Origin of the sequence: Pseudomonas sp. 18-147, assembly GCF_051048045.1 — a bacterium.
Classification (GTDB): Bacteria; Pseudomonadota; Gammaproteobacteria; order Pseudomonadales; family Pseudomonadaceae; genus Pseudomonas; species Pseudomonas aeruginosa.
In genome coordinates this window covers 6,388,650-6,408,923 of sequence record NZ_CP182296.1, presented here as the reverse complement: position 1 = coordinate 6,408,923, position 20,274 = coordinate 6,388,650, and the positions used below count along the sequence as shown (strand labels likewise).

At 66.8% G+C, this 20,274-nt stretch carries 19 protein-coding genes; 6 read left to right on the top strand and 13 right to left on the bottom strand.

Going from position 1 to position 20,274, the window contains the following annotated elements; all coding sequences use genetic code 11:
- Positions 1–67: 67 nt before the first annotated feature.
- The 7 genes from fdhA to glyA all read right to left on the bottom strand — a co-directional run bounded on the left by fdhA (position 68) and on the right by glyA (position 9,127).
- A complete protein-coding gene (gene fdhA, locus ACM0M4_RS30220; RefSeq protein WP_003096788.1) occupies positions 68–1,267 on the bottom strand; it encodes a formaldehyde dehydrogenase, glutathione-independent in 1,200 nt (399 codons plus the stop codon).
- A gap of 206 nt (positions 1,268–1,473) precedes the next feature.
- Complete coding sequence (locus ACM0M4_RS30215) at positions 1,474–2,331, bottom strand: formyltetrahydrofolate deformylase (protein ID WP_115288916.1); 858 nt, start codon at positions 2,329–2,331, stop codon at positions 1,474–1,476.
- Positions 2,332–2,380: 49 nt separating this feature from the next.
- A complete protein-coding gene (locus ACM0M4_RS30210; protein WP_012614698.1) occupies positions 2,381–3,016 on the bottom strand; it encodes a sarcosine oxidase subunit gamma in 636 nt (211 codons plus the stop codon).
- Positions 3,017–3,109: 93 nt separating this feature from the next.
- Positions 3,110–6,127: a sarcosine oxidase subunit alpha gene (locus tag ACM0M4_RS30205; protein WP_003117184.1), complete on the bottom strand. Its 3,018-nt coding sequence runs from the start codon at positions 6,125–6,127 to the stop codon at positions 3,110–3,112.
- A complete protein-coding gene (locus tag ACM0M4_RS30200) occupies positions 6,124–6,444 on the bottom strand; it encodes a sarcosine oxidase subunit delta (protein WP_003161125.1) in 321 nt (106 codons plus the stop codon). Before ACM0M4_RS30200 ends, ACM0M4_RS30205 begins: the two co-directional genes overlap by 4 nt.
- 93 nt (positions 6,445–6,537) lie before the next feature.
- Positions 6,538–7,788, bottom strand: a complete 1,251-nt coding sequence (locus tag ACM0M4_RS30195) for a sarcosine oxidase subunit beta (protein ID WP_023130566.1) — start codon at positions 7,786–7,788, stop codon at positions 6,538–6,540.
- An 85-nt stretch (positions 7,789–7,873) separates the two neighbouring features.
- On the bottom strand, positions 7,874–9,127 hold the full coding sequence (gene glyA / locus ACM0M4_RS30190; protein ID WP_003117183.1) for a serine hydroxymethyltransferase: 1,254 nt from the start codon (positions 9,125–9,127) through the stop codon (positions 7,874–7,876).
- 215 nt (positions 9,128–9,342) lie between these two features.
- On the opposite strand from glyA, the gene ACM0M4_RS30185 reads away from it, so the two are divergent.
- The 3 genes from ACM0M4_RS30185 to ACM0M4_RS30175 all read left to right on the top strand — a co-directional run bounded on the left by ACM0M4_RS30185 (position 9,343) and on the right by ACM0M4_RS30175 (position 14,947).
- Positions 9,343–9,984 carry a hypothetical protein gene (locus ACM0M4_RS30185; protein ID WP_003105700.1) on the top strand — a complete coding sequence of 214 codons (642 nt, stop codon included), beginning with the start codon at positions 9,343–9,345 and terminating at the stop codon, positions 9,982–9,984.
- Positions 9,985–10,064: 80 nt separating this feature from the next.
- Complete coding sequence (locus ACM0M4_RS30180) at positions 10,065–11,105, top strand: low specificity L-threonine aldolase (RefSeq protein ID WP_003105702.1); 1,041 nt, start codon at positions 10,065–10,067, stop codon at positions 11,103–11,105.
- 1,412 nt (positions 11,106–12,517) lie between these two features.
- A complete protein-coding gene (locus ACM0M4_RS30175) occupies positions 12,518–14,947 on the top strand; it encodes a hypothetical protein (protein ID WP_034017040.1) in 2,430 nt (809 codons plus the stop codon).
- On the opposite strand, the gene gbcB is transcribed toward ACM0M4_RS30175, so the two are convergent.
- Entirely contained in the window at positions 14,941–16,041 is a 1,101-nt protein-coding gene (gbcB, locus tag ACM0M4_RS30170; RefSeq protein ID WP_033988263.1) for a glycine-betaine demethylase subunit GbcB, read from the bottom strand. The genes ACM0M4_RS30175 and gbcB overlap by 7 nt on opposite strands.
- Positions 16,042–16,465: 424 nt before the next feature.
- On the opposite strand from gbcB, the gene gbcA reads away from it, so the two are divergent.
- The 3 genes from gbcA (at position 16,466) to ACM0M4_RS30155 (ending at position 18,771) form a co-directional block, all read left to right on the top strand.
- Entirely contained in the window at positions 16,466–17,755 is a 1,290-nt protein-coding gene (gbcA, locus tag ACM0M4_RS30165; protein ID WP_003096766.1) for a glycine-betaine demethylase subunit GbcA, read from the top strand.
- A gap of 274 nt (positions 17,756–18,029) precedes the next feature.
- Positions 18,030–18,590 (top strand): HdeD family acid-resistance protein, encoded by a 561-nt coding sequence (locus ACM0M4_RS30160; RefSeq protein WP_003096765.1) that lies wholly within the window; start codon positions 18,030–18,032, stop codon positions 18,588–18,590.
- A gap of 4 nt (positions 18,591–18,594) precedes the next feature.
- Positions 18,595–18,771 (top strand): hypothetical protein, encoded by a 177-nt coding sequence (locus ACM0M4_RS30155; RefSeq protein WP_034017042.1) that lies wholly within the window; start codon positions 18,595–18,597, stop codon positions 18,769–18,771.
- On the opposite strand, the gene ACM0M4_RS30150 is transcribed toward ACM0M4_RS30155, so the two are convergent.
- The 5 genes from ACM0M4_RS30150 to ACM0M4_RS30130 form a co-directional block, all read right to left on the bottom strand.
- Positions 18,768–19,058 carry a cell division protein ZapA gene (locus ACM0M4_RS30150; protein WP_003117181.1) on the bottom strand — a complete coding sequence of 97 codons (291 nt, stop codon included), beginning with the start codon at positions 19,056–19,058 and terminating at the stop codon, positions 18,768–18,770. The genes ACM0M4_RS30155 and ACM0M4_RS30150 overlap by 4 nt on opposite strands.
- Positions 19,055–19,288, bottom strand: a complete 234-nt coding sequence (locus tag ACM0M4_RS30145; protein WP_023115670.1) for a hypothetical protein — start codon at positions 19,286–19,288, stop codon at positions 19,055–19,057. The genes ACM0M4_RS30150 and ACM0M4_RS30145 overlap by 4 nt, the downstream gene beginning before the upstream one ends.
- A gap of 95 nt (positions 19,289–19,383) precedes the next feature.
- Positions 19,384–19,617, bottom strand: a complete 234-nt coding sequence (locus ACM0M4_RS30140; RefSeq protein ID WP_003105712.1) for a hypothetical protein — start codon at positions 19,615–19,617, stop codon at positions 19,384–19,386.
- 13 nt (positions 19,618–19,630) lie between these two features.
- The gene (locus tag ACM0M4_RS30135) at positions 19,631–20,035 is read right to left on the bottom strand and encodes a hypothetical protein (RefSeq protein WP_003105714.1); all 405 of its coding nucleotides are present in this window, start codon (positions 20,033–20,035) and stop codon (positions 19,631–19,633) included.
- A 31-nt stretch (positions 20,036–20,066) separates the two neighbouring features.
- Positions 20,067–20,273: a helix-turn-helix domain-containing protein gene (locus tag ACM0M4_RS30130; protein WP_003096753.1), complete on the bottom strand. Its 207-nt coding sequence runs from the start codon at positions 20,271–20,273 to the stop codon at positions 20,067–20,069.
- Position 20,274: the final 1 nt, after the last annotated feature.

The following is a 20,274-nucleotide window of genomic DNA, read 5'->3' as shown; positions in this document are numbered from 1 at the left end:
CGGCAGTTCCCCCGGATAGCGCCAACGACGACGCGGCCCGTGGGCCGCGTCGGTTGTTGCCGGAGGTTCAGGCCGCGCGGAACAGGTTGTGTGGGTCGATGACGAATTTCTTCGGCACCCCGGCGTCGAACTCGCCATAGCCTTTCGGCGCATCGTCGAGGGTGATGACTTCCACCCCGACGATGTCGGCGATCTTGATCCGGTCCCACATGATCGCCTGCATCAGCTGGCGGTTGTACTTCATCACCGGGGTCTGGCCGGTATGGAAGCTGTGCGACTTGGCCCAGCCCAGGCCGAAGCGGATGCTCAGGGCGCCGTGCTTGGCGGCCGCGTCCACTGCGCCCGGGTCTTCGGTGACGTACAGGCCGGGAATGCCGATCTTGCCGGCGACCCGGGTGATGCCCATCAGCGAGTTGAGCACGGTGGCCGGGGCTTCCTGCTGCGAGCCCGAATGGCCGTGGCCGCGCGCCTCGAAACCGACCGCATCGACCGCGCAGTCGACCTCCGGCTCGCCCAGCAGAGCGGCGATCTGTTCGTGCAGCGGGGTGTCCTTGGACAGGTCGGCGATCTCGAAGCCCTGTTTCTTGGCGTGGGCCAGGCGGGTCGGGTTGACGTCGCCGACGATCACCACCGCCGCGCCGAGCAGGCGTGCCGAGGCCGCCGCGGCCAGGCCGACCGGACCGGCGCCGGCGATGTAGACCGTGCTGCCCGGGCCGACGCCGGCGGTGACCGCGCCGTGGTAGCCGGTGGGGAGGATGTCCGAAAGGCAGGTCAGGTCGCGGATCTTCTCCATCGCCGCTTCGCGGTTGGGCAGTTTCAGCAGGTTGAAGTCGGCGTAGGGCACCAGCACGTATTCGGCCTGGCCGCCGACCCAGCCACCCATGTCGACGTAGCCGTAGGCGCCGCCGGCACGCGCCGGATTGACCGTCAGGCAGACGCCGGTGTGCTGTTCCTTGCAGGTACGGCAGTGGCCGCAGGCGACGTTGAACGGTACCGAGACCAGGTCGCCGATCTTCATGGTTTCCACGCCACGCCCGATCTCCACCACCTCGCCGGTGATCTCGTGGCCAAGCACCAGGCCTTCCGGCGCGGTGGTGCGGCCGCGCACCATGTGCTGGTCGGAGCCGCAGATGTTGGTGGAGACCACCCGCAGGATCACCCCGTGGTCGATCTGCCGGCCCTGCGGGTCCTGCATCTTCGGATAGGGAATGTTCTGCACCTCGACCTTGCCCGGGCCGAGATAGACCACACCACGATTGCCAGACATACGCGTTTCCTCTTTGTCGTTGTGGGTACAAATGCGCGGCGTCCACGGCCGCGCGGCTTTGCACTGGAAAGTCGTCTGTTGCGCGACAGGGCCGGAGAATGCTGGCAGCCGGCGGGCTGTCGGTGTTGCTCGGGACGCGAGGCCGTGGGAAGCGCCCCTCTCCCTGGCCCTCTTCCTTCAGCGAGGGTTGGGAAGAGAGGGCGCGCTTACAGCACCACGGTCCGATTGGCGTTGAGGAATACCCTCCGCTCGATGTGGTAGCCCACCGCCCGCGCCAGGGTCAGGCACTCGATGTCGCGGCCCTTGGCGATCAGGTCCTCGGGGTAGTGGGCGTGGTCGACCGTCTCGACGCCCTGGGCGATGATCGGCCCTTCGTCGAGGTCGTTGTTGATGTAGTGGGCGGTGGCGCCGACCAGCTTCACGCCCTTCTGGTAGGCCTGGTGGTACGGCTTGGCGCCCTTGAAGCCGGGCAGCAGGGAGTGATGGATGTTGATCGCCCAGCCGTCCAGGCGCCGGCACAGTTCCGGCGACAGCACCTGCATGTAGCGAGCGAGGATCACCAGCTCGGCGCCGCTCTCTTCGAGCACCTGCCAGACCCTGGCTTCCTGGGCCGGCTTGTCGTTCGGGTCGAGCGGGAAGTGGTGGTAGGGAATGCCGTGCCAGCGCGCCAGCGGCTCCAGGTCCGGGTGATTGGAAATCACCGCCACCACGTCCATCGGCAACTGGCCGATGCGCTGGCGGTAGAGCAGGTCGTTCAGGCAGTGGTCGGCCTTGGAAACCATGATCGCCATCTGGCTGCGGTAGCCCGGCGCGGTCAGCTCGGTACGCATGCCGAACGGTGCCACCCGTTCGGCCAGTCCGGCGCGGAAGGAGGCTTCGTCGAAGCCGTCGCCGGCGCGGAACTCCACGCGGATGAAGAAGCGTTGCGCCAGGCGGTCGTCGAACGAGTGGTGCTCGGTGACGTAGCAGCGCTGCTCGAAGAGGTAGCGCGTCACCACGTCGACGGTGCCCAGCAGGCTGGGACTGTCGGCGGTGAGGATCCAGGTGTCGGGGGTACGGCTCATCGCGAGGCTCCGGGTCCGGTATCCCCTCTCGGGGAGAGGGGAAGGCTGCTCATGCCGCTACCTGCAGGCCGTATTCGGCGCTGGCGTCCTGCAACCAGAGCCAGAAGTAGTCGGCGAAGCTGCGGCGCACGACCAGCTCCCAGGTGTCCTCGCCGGTATGGCGGATCACGCATTGCGACTTGGCGAAGATGCTGCCGACCGCCTTGCCCACCGGGAAGTTGCTCGGATGCACGTCGTAGCTGGTGGATTTCATCAGCAGTTCGCGGACGTTCGCTCCGCTCAGTTCGAGCAGCGTCTGCCCGCCGCTGACGTTGACCACCGCGTAGTGCAGCTCCTCGCCCAGGGCCTGGCGCAGGCGCTGTTCGACGGCGTATTCCTCGCCGCCGGGGACGATCAGCAACCATTCGTCCGGGGCCAGCCATTGCAGCGAGGTCTCGCCGCTGGCGACCAGGGTCAGGGCCACCGGCAGTTCCAGGCCGAGGGCCTGGTGCACGGCGGCGGCGAAGGTCGGGTCGGCGGCATCGCCGCGCAGCACCAGGTGGCCGAGCAGCTTCTTCTCGCGCAGGACGATACCGGCCTTCGCGGCGGTCTTGCCGGCGAGCTTGTGCAGCTCGGCATGGTGCAGCGGCGATTCGGCGTGGACGCCGGGTTCGGGGCGTTGCTGGTAGACGTTTGCCTTGCTCATTCGTTTTCACCTTGGGGCGCCGCGCGCCCTGGTAGCCTGTCTGCCTTCTCCCTTCGGGAAGAGGGCCGGGGAGAGGAGCGCATCCCTCTCCGGTCAATCCACGTTCTGCCGCTCCCCTTTGGGGTCGTAGAACACCGAGGAGCAGATCTCCGCCTCGATGAAGCGGCCGTCCGCCAGCGGCGCGTAGACCTTCTGGCCCATGCGCTTGAGGCCGCCTTTCACCACCGCCAGGGCGAAGCCGTGGCCGAGGCTGGCGCTCATGTAGCTGGAGGTGACGTGGCCGACCATCTTCATCGGGATCGCCTGCTGGGTGTCGAACACCAGTTGCGCGCCTTCGGGCAGTACCTCCTGCGGGTTGCTCGGCCTGAGTCCGACCAGTTGCTTGCGATCCTCACGCAGGCAGTCGGCGCGGTTCATGCCGCGCCAGCCGATCCAGGAGAACGGCTTGCTGCGGCCCACCGCCCAGCCCATGTTGAGATCGTCCGGGGTGACCGAGGCATCGGTGTCCTGGCCGACGATGATGAAGCCCTTCTCGGCGCGCAGGACGTGCATGGTCTCGGTGCCGTAGGGCGTCAGGCCGTACTTCGCGCCGTGCTCGGCGAGCGCTTCGAGCACGCCCATGGCGTAGTCGGCCTGGACGTTCACCTCGTAGCTCAGCTCGCCGGTGAAGGAGATGCGGAACACCCGCGCCGGCACCCCGGCGACCTTGCCTTCCTTCCAGGTCATGAAGGGGAAGGCATCCTTGTCCAGGTCGATGTCGGTGACTTCGGCGAGCAGCTTGCGGCTGTTCGGGCCGGACAGGGTGAGGGTCGCGTAGTGGTCGGTGACCGAGGTGAAGTACACCTTCAGCTCCGGCCATTCGGTCTGGTGGTACAGCTCCAGCCACTCCAGTACGCGGGCGGCGCCGCCGGTGGTGGTGGTCATGACGAAGTGGTTGTCGGCCAGGCAGGCGGTCACGCCGTCGTCGAAGACCATCCCGTCTTCCTTGCACATCAGGCCGTAGCGCGCCTTGCCGACGTCGAGCTTGGTCCAGGCGTTGGTGTAGACCCGGTTGAGGAACTCCCGCGCGTCCGGGCCCTGGATGTCGATCTTGCCCAGGGTCGAGGCGTCGAGCAGGCCGACCGCCTCGCGCACCGCGCGGCATTCGCGGGCCACGGCGGCGTGCATGTCCTCGCCGCGGCGCGGGAAGTACCACGGCCGCTTCCACTGGCCGACGTCTTCGAACTCGGCGCCGTTCTTCACGTGCCAGGCGTGCAGGGCGGTGAAGCGCACCGGTTCGAACAGGTGCCCGCAGTGGCGGCCGGCGACGGCGCCGAAGGTCACCGGGGTGTAGTTCGGACGGAACATGGTGGTGCCGGTGTCGGCGATGCTCTTGCCCTGGGCCCGCGCGGCGATCGCCAGGCCGTTGATGTTGCCCAGCTTGCCCTGGTCGGTGCCGAAGCCCAGCGCGGTGTAGCGCTTGACGTGCTCGATGGACTCGAAGCCCTCGCGGCAGGCCAGTTCGATGGCGGCGGCGGTGACGTCGTTCTGCGGATCGACGAACTGCTTCGGTGCGCGTGCCGTGGGCTTCTCGTGGGGCACCTGGAACAGCGCGACGGACGCTTCCTCGCGGCGCGGCTGGACCTTCGGCAGGCTGCCGGCGGTGGTCTTGTAGCCGGCGTCGAGGGCGGCGCGACTCCCGGCCTGGTAGCCGTCGGCGAGCACCTCGGCGAGCCCGAACACGCCGTTCACGGCGCCGGCGCAGATGCGCTTCTGCAGGCCTTCGCCGGGGACGAAGGCGAGGATTTCCTCGCGCCATTCCGGCTTGCCGCCCAGGTGCGAGGCCAGGTGCACGACCGGGCTGTAGCCGCCGGAGCTGGCGATCAGGTCGCAGTCCAGCCATTCGCCGCCGCTGGCGCGCATGGCCTGCAGGTCGATCCGGGCGACCTTGGCGCCGCTGACCCGCTTGCCGCCGCGAGCCTCGATCACCGAACTGCCAGTGATCACCCGCATACCGCGTTGGCGTGCTTCCTCGATCCACTCGCCGCGCGGATTGGCCCGGGCGTCGGCGATGGCCACCACTTGCAGGCCGGCTTCCTGCCAGTCGAGGGCGACGCGGTAGGCGTAGTCGTTGTTGGTGGCCAGCACCAGTTTCTTGCCCGGTGCCACGCCGTAGCGCCGTACATAGGTGGAAACCGCGCCGGCGAGCATGTTGCCGGGCAGGTCGTTGTTGCCGTAGACCAGCGGCCGCTCATGGGCGCCGGCGGCCAGTACCACGCGCTTGGCGCGTACGCGGTGCACGCGCTGGCGGACCTGGCCGAGCGGGGCGACCTCGCCGAGGTGGTCGGTGCGCCGCTCGTGGATGGTGAGGAAGTTGTGGTCGTGGTAGCCGTTGACCGTGGAGCGCGGTAGCAGGATGACTTCCGGCAGGCCTTGCAGCTCGGCCACGGCGTCCGCGACCCACTCGGCGGCGGGCTTGCCGTCGAGGGTCTCGCGGGTGTCCAGCAGGCTGCCGCCGAACTCTTCCTGCTCGTCGGCGAGAATCACCCGCGCGCCGCTGCGAGCGGCGGCGAGGGCGGCGGCCAGGCCGGCCGGGCCGCCGCCGACCACCAGCACGTCGCAGTGGTGGTTCATCCAGTCGTAGCTGTCCGGATCGACCTCGGTCGGCGCGCGGCCCAGGCCGGCGGCCTTGCGGATGTACTTCTCGTAGGTCATCCACATCGACTGCGGGTACATGAAGGTCTTGTAGTAGAAACCGGGCGGCATCAGCTTGCCGCCGACCTTGCCGAAGATTCCCATCAGGTCGTTCTGCACGTTCGGCCAGCCGTTGGTGCTGGTGGCCACCAGGCCGCCGTAGAGGGCCTGCTGGGTGGCGCGCACGTTGGGGATCTGGGTGGCTTCGCGGGAGCCGATCTGCAGGATCGCGTTGGGCTCCTCGGCGCCGGCGGCGACGATGCCGCGCGCCCGCGAGTACTTGAAGCTGCGGCCGACGATGTCGACGCCGTTGGCCAGCAGCGCGGCGGCCAGGGTGTCGCCGGCATAGCCCTGGTAGTGCTGGCCGTTGAAGCTGAAGGTCAGCGGGCGGTTGCGGTCGATGCGGCCGCCGCTGGACAGGCGATTGATCTGGCTCATGCCGGTTCCCCTTGTACGGCGGCTTTCTTCTCACCGTCGGCGACGACGCTGGGCTGCTCGCCGATCAGGTAGGTCTCGAGGATCTCGTAGGTCACCGTATGGCGGGTGACGTTGAAGTACTTGCGGCAGCCGGCGGCGTGCACCCACAGCTCGTGATGGAGGCCGCGCGGGTTGTCGCGGAAGAACATGTAGTCGCCCCATTCCTCGTCGCTGCAGGCGTTCGGGTCGAGCGGGCGCGGGATGTGGGCCTGACCCTTGGCGTGGAATTCCTCTTCGGAACGCAGTTCGCCGCAGTGGGGGCAGAAGATATTCAGCATTTTGTAGCCTCCGGAAACTGTTCTTGCCGGTTGACCGGCACCCTCTCCCTGAAGGGCGAGGGGCAGCGGATTTCGCCCTTCGGGCGGCTTTTGTCAGTGCGCCACTGCCGCCGCGCCGTGCTCGTCGATCAGCGCACCGCTGTGGAAGCGTTCGATGGAGAAGGGCGCGGCCAGCGGATGCGGTTCGCCCTTGGCCAGGGTGGCGGCGAAGACGTTTCCGGAGCCGGGAGTGGCCTTGAAGCCGCCGGTGCCCCAGCCGCAGTTGAAGAACAGGTTCTGCACCGGAGTCTTGCCGATGATCGGGCAGGCGTCCGGGGTGGTGTCGACGATGCCGCCCCACTGGCGGTTCATGCGTACCCGCGAGAGCACCGGGAACATCTCGACGATGGCTTGCAGGGTGTGCTCGATCACCGGGTAAGAGCCGCGCTGGCCGTAGCCGTTGTAGCCGTCGATGCCGGCGCCGATGACCAGGTCGCCCTTGTCCGACTGGCTGATGTAGCCATGCACGGCGTTGGACATGATCACGCTGTCGATGATCGGCTTCAGCGGCTCGGAGACCAGCGCCTGCAACGGGTGCGACTCCAGCGGCAGGCGGAAGCCGGCGAGCCTGGCCATGTGCCCGGAGTTGCCGGCGGTGACCACTCCGACACGGCGCGCGCCGATGAAGCCGCGGTTGGTCTCGACGCCGATCACCGCGCCGTCCTGCTTGCGGAAGCCGGTGACTTCGGTCTGCTGGATCAGGTCCACGCCGAGGGCATTGGCGGCGCGGGCGAAGCCCCAGGCCACCGCGTCATGGCGGGCGACGCCGCCGCGACGCTGGATGGTCGCGCCCATGATCGGGTAGCGGGTGTTCTTGCTGCAGTCCAGGTAGGGAATCTCCTCCGCCACCTGCTGCGCGTTCAACAATTCGCCGTCGACGCCGTTGAGGCGGTTGGCGCTGACCCGGCGCTCGCCGTCGCGCATGTCCTGGAGGGTGTGGCAGAGGTTGTAGACCCCGCGCTGGGAGAACATCACGTTGTAGTTGAGGTCCTGGGACAGGCCCTCCCACAGCTTCATCGCGTGTTCGTAGAGCAGCGCGGACTCGTCCCACAGGTAGTTAGAGCGCACGATGGTGGTGTTGCGCGCGGTGTTGCCGCCGCCCAGCCAACCTTTCTCGACTACCGCCACGTTGCTGATGCCGTGTTCCTTGGCCAGGTAGTAGGCGGTGGCCAGGCCGTGCCCGCCGCCGCCGACGATGACCACGTCGTAGACCGGCTTCGGCGTGGGCGTGCGCCACATGCGTTGCCAGTTCTCGTGATGGCTCAGTGAATGCTTTAACAGGCCGAAGCCGGAGTAGCGTTGCATGTGGATGCTCCTGAACTGTTGCTCCCTCTCCCGCGGAGAGGGTTGGGCCGGGGCGCGTCGGGCTCCCCGACCGTCTTCGGGGGGCTCAGCGATAGACCGGGAAGTCCGCGCAGAGACCGGCGACCTGGGTGGCGACCTTGGCCTCCACGTCGGCATCGCCGAGGTGGTCGAGGATGTCGCAGATCCAGCCAGCCAGTTCGCGGCTCTGCGCTTCCTGCAGCCCGCGGGTGGTGATGGCCGGGGTGCCGATGCGGATGCCGGAGGTGACGAACGGGCTCTGCGGATCGTTCGGCACGGCGTTCTTGTTCACCGTGATGCCGACCCGGCCGAGGGCGGCGTCGGCTTCCTTGCCGGTCAGGCCCTGGCGCACCAGGCTGATCAGCATCAGGTGGTTGTCGGTGCCGCCGGAAACCACGTCGTAGCCGCGCCCGATGAACACCTCGGCCATCGCCTTGGCGTTGCGGATCACCTGCGCCTGGTAGTCCTTGAAGCCCGGCTCCAGCGCTTCCTTGAAGCACACCGCCTTGGCCGCGATCACGTGCATCAGCGGGCCGCCCTGGGCGCCGGGGAATACCGCGGAGTTGAGCTTCTTCTCGATCTCCTCGTTGGCGCGCGCCAGGATCAGGCCGCCGCGCGGGCCGCGCAGGGTCTTGTGGGTGGTGGTGGTGACCACGTCGGCGAAGGGGATCGGATTCGGGTAGAGGCCGGCGGCGACCAGCCCGGCGACGTGGGCCATGTCGACGAACAGCAGCGCGCCGACCTTGTCGGCGATGGCGCGGAAGCGCGGGAAGTCGAGGGTCTTGGAGTAGGCGGAGAAGCCGGCGACGATCATCTTCGGCTTATGCTCCACGGCCAGGCGCTCGACTTCGTCGTAGTCGATCAGCCCGGTAGCGGTGTCCAGGCCGTACTGCACGGCGTTGTACAGCTTGCCGGAGGAGGACACCTTGGCGCCGTGGGTGAGATGGCCGCCGTGGGCCAGGCTCATGCCGAGGATGGTGTCGCCGGCGTTGAGCAGCGCCAGGTACACCGCGGCGTTGGCCGAGGAACCGGAATGCGGCTGGACGTTGGCGTAGTCGGCGCCGAACAGTTGCCTGGCGCGGTCGATGGCCAACTGCTCGACCTTGTCGACGTGTTCGCAGCCGCCGTAGTAGCGCTTGCCCGGATAGCCCTCGGCATACTTGTTGGTCAGGCCGCTGCCCTGCGCCTGCATGACCCGCTTGCTGGTGTAGTTCTCCGAGGCGATCAGTTCGAGATGGTCTTCCTGGCGGGCCTCTTCGGCGTCCATCGCGGCGAGCAGTTCGTCGTCGTAGCCGCGGATCTGGTCATGCTTGCTGAACATCGCTGGGTCTCCCTGCGGCGCCGGAACCGCGCCGGAATGGCTGCAACGGGACACGCGGTCCCTTTGCCAGCGATGGTATGACCGGCCCTGCCGGCCCAGATGCCTATGCACGCCACGGGGAGGTGCGTTTGCGACATGGCGGTGGGATTCGGCAACCGATGCGGAACGCCCCGGGCTGGCGCTAAACTGCGTGCTCTTCGTCTTGCGAGAACACCATGAAACGCCCGCTGATCTTCCTTTCCGCCGTGCTGCTCGGCGCATCCCTGCAAGGGTGCGGGGGCGGCGATGAAAAGCAGGCCGCCGCGCCTGCGCTGCCGGCCGATTCCTGCACCGGCCATGAACTCGAAGTGGCCTTGCCGCCGGCCGGCAAGCCACTGTTCGGCTACGACTTCCTCTCCCGCCAGTGCGGCTACAACGATGCCACCGTGGTCTTCGGCGCCGCCGACGGCAGCAAGCGCCTGGAGATCGTCCTCACCGACACCGGCCTGCCGGCGCCGCCGACCGAGGGCGACGCGGTGTCCTATCGGGCGGCGCAGGACAAGCTGCGCGAGATGACCCAGACCAACCTGACCCTGCTCCACAAGACCCGCGAGACCGCCCTTAAGAACGGCACCGCCGAGCGCTTCGGCGGCGAGGACTACCTGCCGCTGATCGATACCACGCGGATGGGCGACCCGCTGGGAGTGATGGTCCCGGCCAAGGGCGAGGAGGGCGTCTCGACCCTCAGCGGAGTGATCAAGAACCGCTACGTACTGACCCTCAGCACCCGCGACACGCCCAATGGCGGCAGCGCCACGGCGATGCGCCAGGTGCTGGTGCCGTTCGTCGAGCAGATGAAGCTGACCAAGCTACCCTGACAGACTGTGCCGGCACGTACCCGTGCCGGCACGACCGCATGGAGCCCCACAAGGGCTCGGCAACCGTTCCAGAGGCCCACATGACCGATCACACCCAACAGTTCGCCAGCGACAACTATTCCGGCATCTGCCCCGAAGCCTGGGCGGCGATGGCCGAAGCCAACCGCGGCCACGAACGCGCCTATGGCGACGACCAGTGGACCGCGCGTGCTTCGGACTACTTCCGCCAGTTGTTCGAGACCGATTGCGAAGTGTTCTTCGCCTTCAACGGCACCGCCGCCAACTCCCTGGCCCTGGCTGCGCTGTGCCAGAGCTACCACAGCGTGATCTGCTCGGAGACCGCCCACGTCGAGACCGACGAGTGCGGCGCGCCGGAGTTCTTCTCCAATGGCTCCAAGCTGCTGCTGGCGCAGACCGAGGTCGGCAAGCTGACCCCGGCGTCGATCCGCGACATCGCTCTCAAGCGCCAGGATATCCACTATCCGAAGCCGCGCGTGGTGACTCTCACCCAGGCCACCGAGGTCGGCACGGTGTACCGCCCGGACGAGCTGAAGGCGATCAGCGCCACCTGCAAGGAGCTCGGCCTGCACCTGCACATGGACGGCGCGCGCTTCTCCAACGCCTGCGCCTTCCTCGGCTGCTCGCCGGCGGAGCTGAGCTGGAAGGCCGGGGTCGACGTGCTCTGCTTCGGCGGCACCAAGAACGGCATGGCGGTGGGCGAGGCGATCCTGTTCTTCAACCGCGACCTGGCCGAGGACTTCGACTACCGCTGCAAGCAGGCCGGCCAACTGGCCTCGAAGATGCGCTTCCTCGCCGCGCCCTGGGTCGGCGTACTGCAGGACGATGCCTGGCTGCGCTACGCCGATCACGCCAACCGCTGCGCGCGCCTGCTGGCCGAGCTGGTGGCCGACGTTCCCGGCGTCAGCCTGATGTTCCCGGTAGAAGCCAACGGCGTGTTCCTACAGCTTTCCGAGCCGGCGATCGAAGCCTTGCGCGCGCGCGGCTGGCGCTTCTACACCTTCATCGGTGAAGGTGGCGCGCGTTTCATGTGTTCCTGGGATACCGATATCGAGCGGGTCCGCGAACTGGCGCGGGACATCCGCCTGGTGATGGGCGCCTGAGTCCGCTCTCGGTCGCCCCCATGGCGCGGGGCGGCCGCTCTTTCCCCAAATCCTGTGGATAACTCTGTGGGCTAACTGTTCGGGAGCTATGCAAAAGTGCTCCCTGGAACGTCCTTCCTGTCTCCGCCCGAGACGCCGAAAGCCTTTATCCACGCGGCTCCACTCCAGTGGCGGGATAACCTGTCCAATCCACAAACACTGTGGAACCGAATGTGAATAACGTGTTCGCAGTCGCTTCCGGGCAGCGCCCCGCCGGGCTCTCCGGAGGCTGGTCGGTTTTTGAGCGAAAACAGCCGTTTGTGAACAGAGGATGACGGTTCGGGTGAAACGCGCTGACGAAACGGTGACGGGTATTGTCCCCTCCGGGCCCATGCAAGCCTGTGGATAGAAAAGACGGGGAGCGAAGTGGGCGCAAAAGTCGAAAACACCCTGCGCGGACGTAACGGCTTGAGGAAAAAGACAAAATTCTTCCGTTCCGAAGTCGCTGGGACAATGGAAGCAATCGCCGAGGGGAATTTCCCCCAATTCCTGTTGAGGTCGATGTGAAGAGCCTGTTTATAGAGTGCGGAGAGCCCGGTGGGGCGAGCCTTTCAGGGAATTGATCAAGAATTGACCGGATGTTCTGTCAACAGGTGGCGGGCTTGCTTTAGGGAGCTTGTGTATAAATGCAGGGTTGCCCACAAAAGGCCTGGAAAGTCTTGTGGACAACCTGTATGGATAGCGCCAGAAGCCGCATAGGGCTAAGCCTGCGGTGGATTGATCAATAAACGATCGGTGCGCATGGGAAGAGCCGGACTGCCTGAGAAAGCAGAGATTTTTCTTCATGCTGTGAATATTTTTTTGTTTTTCCCCACGGGAAGTGTAAAGCCCTGTGGAAAAGTTGTTCGCTCACGCTTGGGGGGGCCGTACGGCGGGGTCTCTGGCGCATTGATCGTTAAATGAGCAGGAGAGTGCGGCCAGGCCGAGCGTGCGGCGAAGTGCGATTTACCCGGAAGGAAAGCCGGATGGGCTTGCGGAGCCCTCGCGCCACGGAGGAGGTATTGTCGGTATGTTGTTTCTGGACCCGCAGGACATAGAGGAGGCGATGGATTGCACAACTTGTGGATAAGTCTGTGATCAACCTAGCCTGGAAAGGGCTTCCCGGAGGCAGGGACGGGCTGAGTAGCCGGCCCTGAAATGCACTTGAATTTGTAGAATTTATCTTTTATTTCAAATGCTTGAGTGAACACATGGCAGACATCCAGGCGGCGAAGAAACACCTGTATGGAATTCCAGTCCGAATGTGGACAACCTTGGCGCCCTGGTGTTTTCCAGTATGAGAAGGTCAGCTTCGCCTTGGCTCTGGTGGTTGATCGGAGCCTTGATTACCCTTGGCTTTTGCCAGGAAAGTGGGATGGATCATGGATGATCGGATGTCAGACAAGCCGCTCGGCCGCTTGTTGCTCGAAGGCCTCGGCGAGATCGCCTGGATCGCCGTGCTGGTGGCCCTTGGCGTCCTCCTTCCGTTGCCGCTGGTAGCGCTGGGTTGGGTGCTGCTGCTGGGCGCCGAGTGGGCCACGGATCGTTGGCGCGGCAAGGTGCCGTATCGCCTGCAACAGGCGCTGTTCTTCTGGGTTCTGGGTGGCGGCATCGCCCTGGGCCAGGCACTGCCGGGCTTCTGGCTGGGACTGGGCGGTGGCTTGCTGGCGGTGATCGGCGGCGTGCTGTTGCAGATTCGCTTCGAGCGCGGCCTGCGCCTGGAGCGCCAGGCTCCGCAAGCGCTGGACGTACCCCTGCCGGCCGGAGGTAGCGCATGGGGCGGCGAAGCGCCCGAGCGGACCCCCGAGGGCGAGGCGATCCGCCTGTTCGACGGCGGCGAGATCGCCATGGGCGGCCCGCTGGTATGCCACTACCTGATGCCCGACGGCTGTTTCATCCCCGACTGCAATCCTTCGGCACGCTTTTCCAGCGATGGCCGCCACTTCGTTTCGCCGATACCGAGCCGAGGCGCGTGGGGCCTGGCGATCTTCGACCGGCAGGAGCGGTTGCTCTACCGCTGTGCCGTGGACAACTTCTGGGAGCTGGACAGCGTCACCGAGCGCGAGGTGATCGGGCGGCACAGTCCGCTGACGTCCAACGCACCGCAGCGCCTCGAGCTGCAGGCGCTCAAGGCCGGCAGCGAGGCCGAGGCCTTCGTTGCCATCGGCGACCTCTGGCTGCCCGAAAGCGAATGGCAGCGCTGGAGCGGGGATCTGCGCGCGCAACCGCTACCGTCCCCGCTTGGCGGGCCCGCGCTGGAAATCCGCCCCTGGCTGCCGGCCAGCCTGCTGGCCCTGGACGATCCTTTCGCGCCGCTGCGCGCCAACCGCGGCGAGCTGTGGATAAACGGCGAGGCCAGCGGCCTCTACCTGTCGCGGGAAGCGCCGCCATTGGCTTGGAGCGATGACGGCCGGGCGCTGGCGCTGCAGGCAGCAGGCGAGCCGCTGGGGCAGGATGCCTACTGGCTTTGGCGAGAGGACGGCGGCCTGCGTGCGCTGGGCGCGCCGTGGTCGGCGTTGCCCGCCGAGCCCCATGCCGGCGGGCCCGAACTGCTCGGGCTGGAGGATGGCTGGCTGCGTTTCGGCCTGGACCTGGCGCAACCCTGCCTGACCTACGAACGCTACGGCACGCTGGGTTCGTACAGCCATTCCAGCCTCTACCTTCTGCACGCTCGCGATGCGGACGACCGGCCGCGCTGGCGCGAGGCCGACATGCCGCGCCTGGACCTGTTGCTGCCCCTGGATGGCGCGGCCGGCAGGCCGGGATGCCTGTTGCAGAGCGCACCGCTGGCCGATGGCAGCCGGGCCGTCTGGGAGTGGTTGCGCGACGATCAGGAGGCGGAGCGCGGCGCCTATGCCTTGCGCCTGGGCGACTGGCGCCTGGATGGCGAGTGGACGCTCGACCACCGCGTGTCCGATTGCGGTCGCTACCTGGCCGTGGTGGCCTTCGCCGAGGCGCCGACCCTGCCGCAGCGCCTGGCCATACTCGATAGCCGGGAGCGGCGCCTGGAGTGGCTCGCCGAGCCGCTGGCCGATCTACACCTGCAAGGTTTCATCGATGGCCAGGTGCATTTGCTCCACCTGCTCGGCCGCAACGCCTACCAGCCGCCGGGCGGGCCGGGCGAAGGCGACCCCGGCCTGTTGCGCCGCTTCGACGAAGGCTTGCCCGAGCCCGGCGCCTGGCACGCATTCGGCCGCTTCCACGACGACTGGCGGCATTACTACGAGCAGGCGCGGGTGGCGTTCGATGGCACGGCCTGGCGGCTGTGCCCCACGTCGCGCTGGCTGGACGCAGCGCCACGGCCCTGGAGCGACGGCGACTTCGTCTTGCCGTCGGTGGGCGCGGAGGACGCCGCCTGGGGCTTCGGTTTCCACTACGAGGGCATGCACCGCGACGAGGACGTGCGCGCCGGGTTCAGCCGCGACGGCTACCTGCTGACCGCGTCGGGCATCGGCTTGGGCAACCTGGCGGCGCCAATGATCTGGTCGGCGGACGGTCGCTACCTGGCGCTGACCCGGCACGTCCAGCGCTACGAGGAAAGCGACCTGGAACGGGACCAGTGGCGCCTGCTGCTGCTCGACGTGCAAGAGCGGACGTTGCGTCGCTACCGCGACGACCTCGGCGAGTACCCGTGCTTCGACAGCTTCGACGACGACCTGTGCTTCCGCTGCGCGGGGACGGGGCGCTACGTGCTGGCCCTGGACTCGCTGCTGAAGGCTCCCGCCGAGCCGCTGCGGGCCTGCGCCGGACGCTGGCTGCCGGCCGAGGAACTGCCGCGGCGGCGCTACTGGGAGCGCCTGGCGTTTCCCTCGCGCCCTCAGTAGTCGATGACCACGTCGCCCTTGGGCACGCTGCAGCAGGAGAGGATGTAGCCTTCGGCGACATCCTCGTCGGTGATCCCGCCGTTGTGCTCCATCTCCACCTCGCCGGCGGTCTTCATTACCTTGCAGGTGCCGCATATGCCCATCCCGCAGGCCTTCGGAATGTGCAGGCCGAGCTTGGCGGCGGCGGCGTGCACGGTTTCCCCGGGGCTGACGCGGATGCTCTTGCCGGTGGCGGTGAATTCCACCTGGTGCTGGTCGGCGACCGGTACCTCCGGCGCCTCGGCGGCTTCCGCGGCCAGTTCCCTGACGTCGGCGCGGACCTCCGGCGGAGTCGGCCCGAAAGCTTCCTCGTGGTAGCGGCTCATGTCGTAGCCGTGGCCCTGCAGCAGGTGCTTCACCGCGCTCATATAGGGCGTCGGGCCGCAGCAGAAGATTTCCCGCTCGAGGAAGTCCGGGGCGATCAGTTCCAGCATGCGCAGGTTCAGGTAGCCACGGTAGCCGGCCCAGGCTTCGCCGAGGCCGTGGCGCTCGCAGATGATGTGCAGGCTGAAGTTGTCGATCCGCGAGGCCATGTGCTCCAGCTCGCGGTGGTAGATGATGTCCTTCGGCGAACGGGCGCTGTGGACGAAGACCATGTCGACGTTGGCGTTGGTGTCGAAGAACCAGCGCGCCATGGACATCACCGGGGTGATGCCGACCCCGCCGGAGAGGAACAGCACCTTGTCGGCCGGGAAGTCGATGGAGTTGAACAGGCCGACCGGACCGTGCACCGGTAGCTCCTGGCCTTCCTTGAGGTTGTCGTGCAGCCAGTTGGAAACCCGCCCGCCCGGCACCCGCTTGATGGTGATGGAGAAGCTGTAGGGCACCGAGGGCGAGCTGGAGATGGTGTAGGAGCGCATCACCGGCTCGCCGTCGATCTCCAGCTCCAGGGTGACGAACTGGCCCGGCTTGAAGAAGAACAGGATCGGCTGGTCGGCCATGAAGCAGAAGGTGCGCACGTCCCAGGTTTCCTGGATGACCTTGACGCAGCGCACGAGGTGCCGGCCGTTGGCCCAGGTCTGGGTGGTGACCGGATTGAGGAAGTTGCTCGACATGATGATCTCTCCGTGCGCACGGGGCCGAACGATGGCCTGATGGGGCGGATTGTGCGCATCGCCGTGGCCGCTCATTTACCTGCCAGCGACATTTACATGCTTATCGCGACCTGCCTGCTGGGGCGCGGCCCGGAGCGTCGGAAACGGATGCGGTCATGTCGCCCATGGATAAGGTCGGCGGCGGGCGCGGGCCCACACTCCAGACCAGCCGAGACGAGGGTTTGCATGAACCCCGGGAGGGTAGAGCCCGGACGTGTAGAGCGACTGACCTTCATTCCCGCCACGGCGGGGCCCGTCCATCGGCAGGGCGGGATTCCGGACGCCGCGCCGGGATGAGGAAGGCTGTGAACGCCACCTTGCGTAGCAACCGTATCAGCCACTTTTTCCGCCGCCACCCGCGCGGGGGCGGCATGAGGAGTTACCGATGGACGTCACTTCCACCCTGAGTCTCGGCGATCCCCTGGAACCGGCCCGCAAGGCCACCGCCGACATGCTGCGCAGCCGCGACCACAGCTTCTCGCTGCCGCAGCCCTTCTACTGCGACCAGCGCCTGTTCGAGATCGACATGCAGGAGATCTTCCACAAGGAATGGCTGATCGCCGGCATGACCTGCGAGATTCCCGCCAAGGGCAATTTCCTCACCCTGCAGATCGGCAAGAACCCGGTCCTGGTGATCCGTGGCGCCGAAGGCCAGGTGCATGCCTTCCACAATGTCTGCCGGCACCGCGGCTCGCGCCTGTGCGTGAGCGAGAAAGGCAAGGTGGCCAAGCTGGTCTGCCCCTACCACCAGTGGACCTACGAGCTGGATGGCCGCCTGCTGTTCGCCGGCACCGAGATGGGCGCCGACTTCGACATGAAGGAGTACGGCCTGAAGCCGATCCAGGTGAAGACCGCCGGCGGCTACATCTTCATCAGCCTGGCGGAGAACCCGCCGGCCATCGACGACTTCCTGGCGACGCTCGAGCACTACATGGAGCCGTACGACATGGAGAACGCCAAGGTGGCGGTGCAGACCACCATCCGCGAAGCCGCCAACTGGAAGCTGGTGATCGAGAACAACCGCGAGTGCTACCACTGCAACGGCTCCCACCCGGAACTGCTGAAGACCCTGCTGGAGTGGGACGACGTCACCGACCCGCGCGCCAGCCAGGCGTTCAAGGACCAGGTGGCGGCCTGCACCAGCGCCTGGGACGCCGAGAAGATCCCGTACGCCCATGCCAGCTTCGGCCTGCGCAATCGCATCGTGCGCATGCCGCTGCTGGACGGCACGGTGTCGATGACCATGGACGGCAAGCAGGGCAGCAAGAAGCTCATGGGCCGGATCAAGAACCCCGACCTCGGCTCGATGCGCATCCTGCACCTGCCGCACTCCTGGAACCACTGCATGGGCGACCACCTGATCGTCTTCACCGTGTGGCCGATCAGCGCCCAGGAAACCCTGGTCACCACCAAATGGCTGGTGCACAAGGACGCGGTGGAAGGCGTCGACTACGACGTGGCGCGCCTGCGCGAGGTATGGGACGCGACCAACGACCAGGATCGTCGGCTGGCCGAGGAGAACCAGCGCGGGATCAACTCCGACGCCTACCAGCCTGGTCCATACTCGAAGACCTACGAGTTCGGTGTGATCAATTTCCTCGACTGGTACAGCGAGCGCATGCTGAACAACCTCGGCGAGGAGTCCGCCCACGTGCGCAAGGTGGCCGGCAGCTGAGCCGGACGAGGCGCCCCCTGGCGGGGCGCCGCTGCGGAGGAAAGGTCATGGACAATCTGCTGTTCTACGTCAGTTCCGCTTTCGTCAGCCTGCTGCTGGCCTGGAACCTGTTCGCCTGCTGGCGCCGCCAGCGGCCGCCGGAGAAGTCCCGGCCCTGAGCCCGCGCGCACGCCTTGCCTCCCGCCTCCGCCCCCTGACAGCCTCCCGGCAAAAGGACTAAGGTGGGAGGACTCAACCTGAACGGGCCGCTCAAGGGCGGCCTCTGGAGGCAAGCGTGGAAAACAATCCCCTGTGGGCCGAACTGGGCAAGCACTGGAAACTGGTGGCCCTGCGCGGCGTGGCGGCGCTGGTGTTCGGCGTCCTGACCCTGCTCTCGCCGGCCCTGGCGCTGACCGTGCTGGTGCTGTTCTGGGGCGCCTACGCGCTGGTGGACGGAGCGTTCGCCCTGATCGCCGCGTTCAACATGCGCAGCGATGGGCAGTTCAACTGGCCGCTGGCGCTGGTCGGGGTGATCGGCGTGGCGGCCGGCCTGGTTGCGTTCTTCTGGCCGCAACTGACCGCCATCGGCCTACTCCTGATCATCGCCGGCTGGGCGCTGGCGATGGGCATCTTCCAGATCGTCGCGGCGATCCGCCTGCGCAAGTCGATCCAGAACGAATGGTGGATGATCCTCTCTGGTGCCATCTCGGTGCTGTTCGGCGTGCTGATGATCGCCAACCCCGGCGCCGGGGCGCTGGCGGTGGTCTGGGTGATCGGCGCCTACGCGGTGTTCTTCGGCGTGTTGCTGGTCATGCTCGCGCTGCGCTTGCGCAAGACTTCGACCCTGAAGGCCTGACGCGGTGGCGGCGAAGCCGGCGGAGGAAACGCGCTGGTGCCTGTGGCGCCAGGACGACAACGGCAATGCCTTCGTCATGCGCCGCGACCTGACGCGCGACGAGGCCTGCGCGCTGGTCAAGGACTACCAGGCGCGCGGGCATCGGCGGCTGTATTGGGCGAGTCCGCAGGCGCGCGACTAGCCGGATGCCCCGGCGATCCGCTCGACCAGCGCTTCCAGGCGCTGCTCCACCGCTCGCAGGCGCGGCGACTCGCCGTCGTTCGCGCCGAGCTGGCGGGCGCAGAGATTGAGCGCGGAGAGCACCACCAGCTCGTTGCTGGTGACGTAGGGAAACTTGCGCTTGTTGGCGTCCACTTCCGCTTGCAGCAACGCGGCGGCGTCCGCTAGGGCCCTCTCCTCGCCGGTCGGCACGCGGATCGAATAGTCCCGACCGAGGATCGACAGGACCTGGACGCCGTCGCGGCTCATGCGCTAACCGGTTGCTGCGCGCTGAGGCGCTCGACCAGGGCTTCCAGGCGGGCCTGGGTGCCGCTCTGCTTTTCTTCCTGCTCGAGCATGGAGAGTTGCAGGGTTTCGTTTTCCTCGGTGGCCTGGCGCAGCTGCTGCTGAAGCTGGTCGTGGCTGTCGCGCAGGGCCTGGTTCTGTTGCAGCAGCTCGGCTACCAGGGTTTCCAGGCGTTCCAGGGTGTTCTTCAGCATGATCTCGTCCCAGTCGTTCAAAGGGCGCGCAGGATAAAGAAAAGCGCCTGCCGAAGCCAGGTCCGTGGTCGGTTGCCAGGCTTCGGCACCCGGCTTCACCAGTGAAAGCTGCCGCCCAGCGAGTAGTGCCCGGGGTCGGCGACGAAGGGATCGCGATCGGTGGCCGGCGGGCAGTTGCGCCGTTTCAGGCAGTCTTCGGCGCGCTCGGCGTAGCTGCGTTCGTCGCCGCTGACGCGGACGTCCGGAAGGATGCCGGAGAAGGAGGGATAGCCCTGGGCGCAGCCGACCAGGAACAGGAACGGCAGGAGAGGGAAGAGGCGTCGGCTCATGGGGATACTCCGATCATTGAAGTTGCTCGACGATGCGGCGGATGGTGCCGCCGCAGATGTCGGTGAAGCAGCGGTCGTAGTCGGAACTGCAGTTGAAGTTGCCGGAGCCGCCGAAGCCGTTGTAGCCGAACGAGGAGGAATAGCCTGGTGCCAGGCATTCCTTGCGCGCCTGCTTCTTGCTCTTGCCCTGGCTGCAATAGTGGTAGCTGCGCCGTTCCGCTTCGCGCAGGCGGTTTTCGTTCTGCCATTCCAGGCGCGCGAGGCTTTCGCACTGGCTCTGTTGCGTGCGGCACTGGGCGACGCAGGTGCGTCCCGCTTCGCTCGGTGGCATCACGTACTGGTAGCGGACGGAGGGGCCGCAGCCCGAGATCAGGGCGAGCGCGAGCGCAACGCCCGAGAGGTTCAGGTGTCTGTTCATGGTTTCTGGTTGGGAAAGGGTGGAGCGGGGATCAGTCGTCCGCGACGTATTCCAGGATGTCGCCCGGCTGGCAGTCCAGGAAGGCGCAGATCTTCTCCAGGGTGTCGAGGCGGATGCCCTTGACCTTGCCGTTCTTCAGCAGGGACAGGTTCTGTTCGGTGATACCGATGGCTTCCGCCAGCTCCTTGGAGCGGACCTTGTTCTTCGCCAGGATGACGTCTAGTCGGATGATGATCATG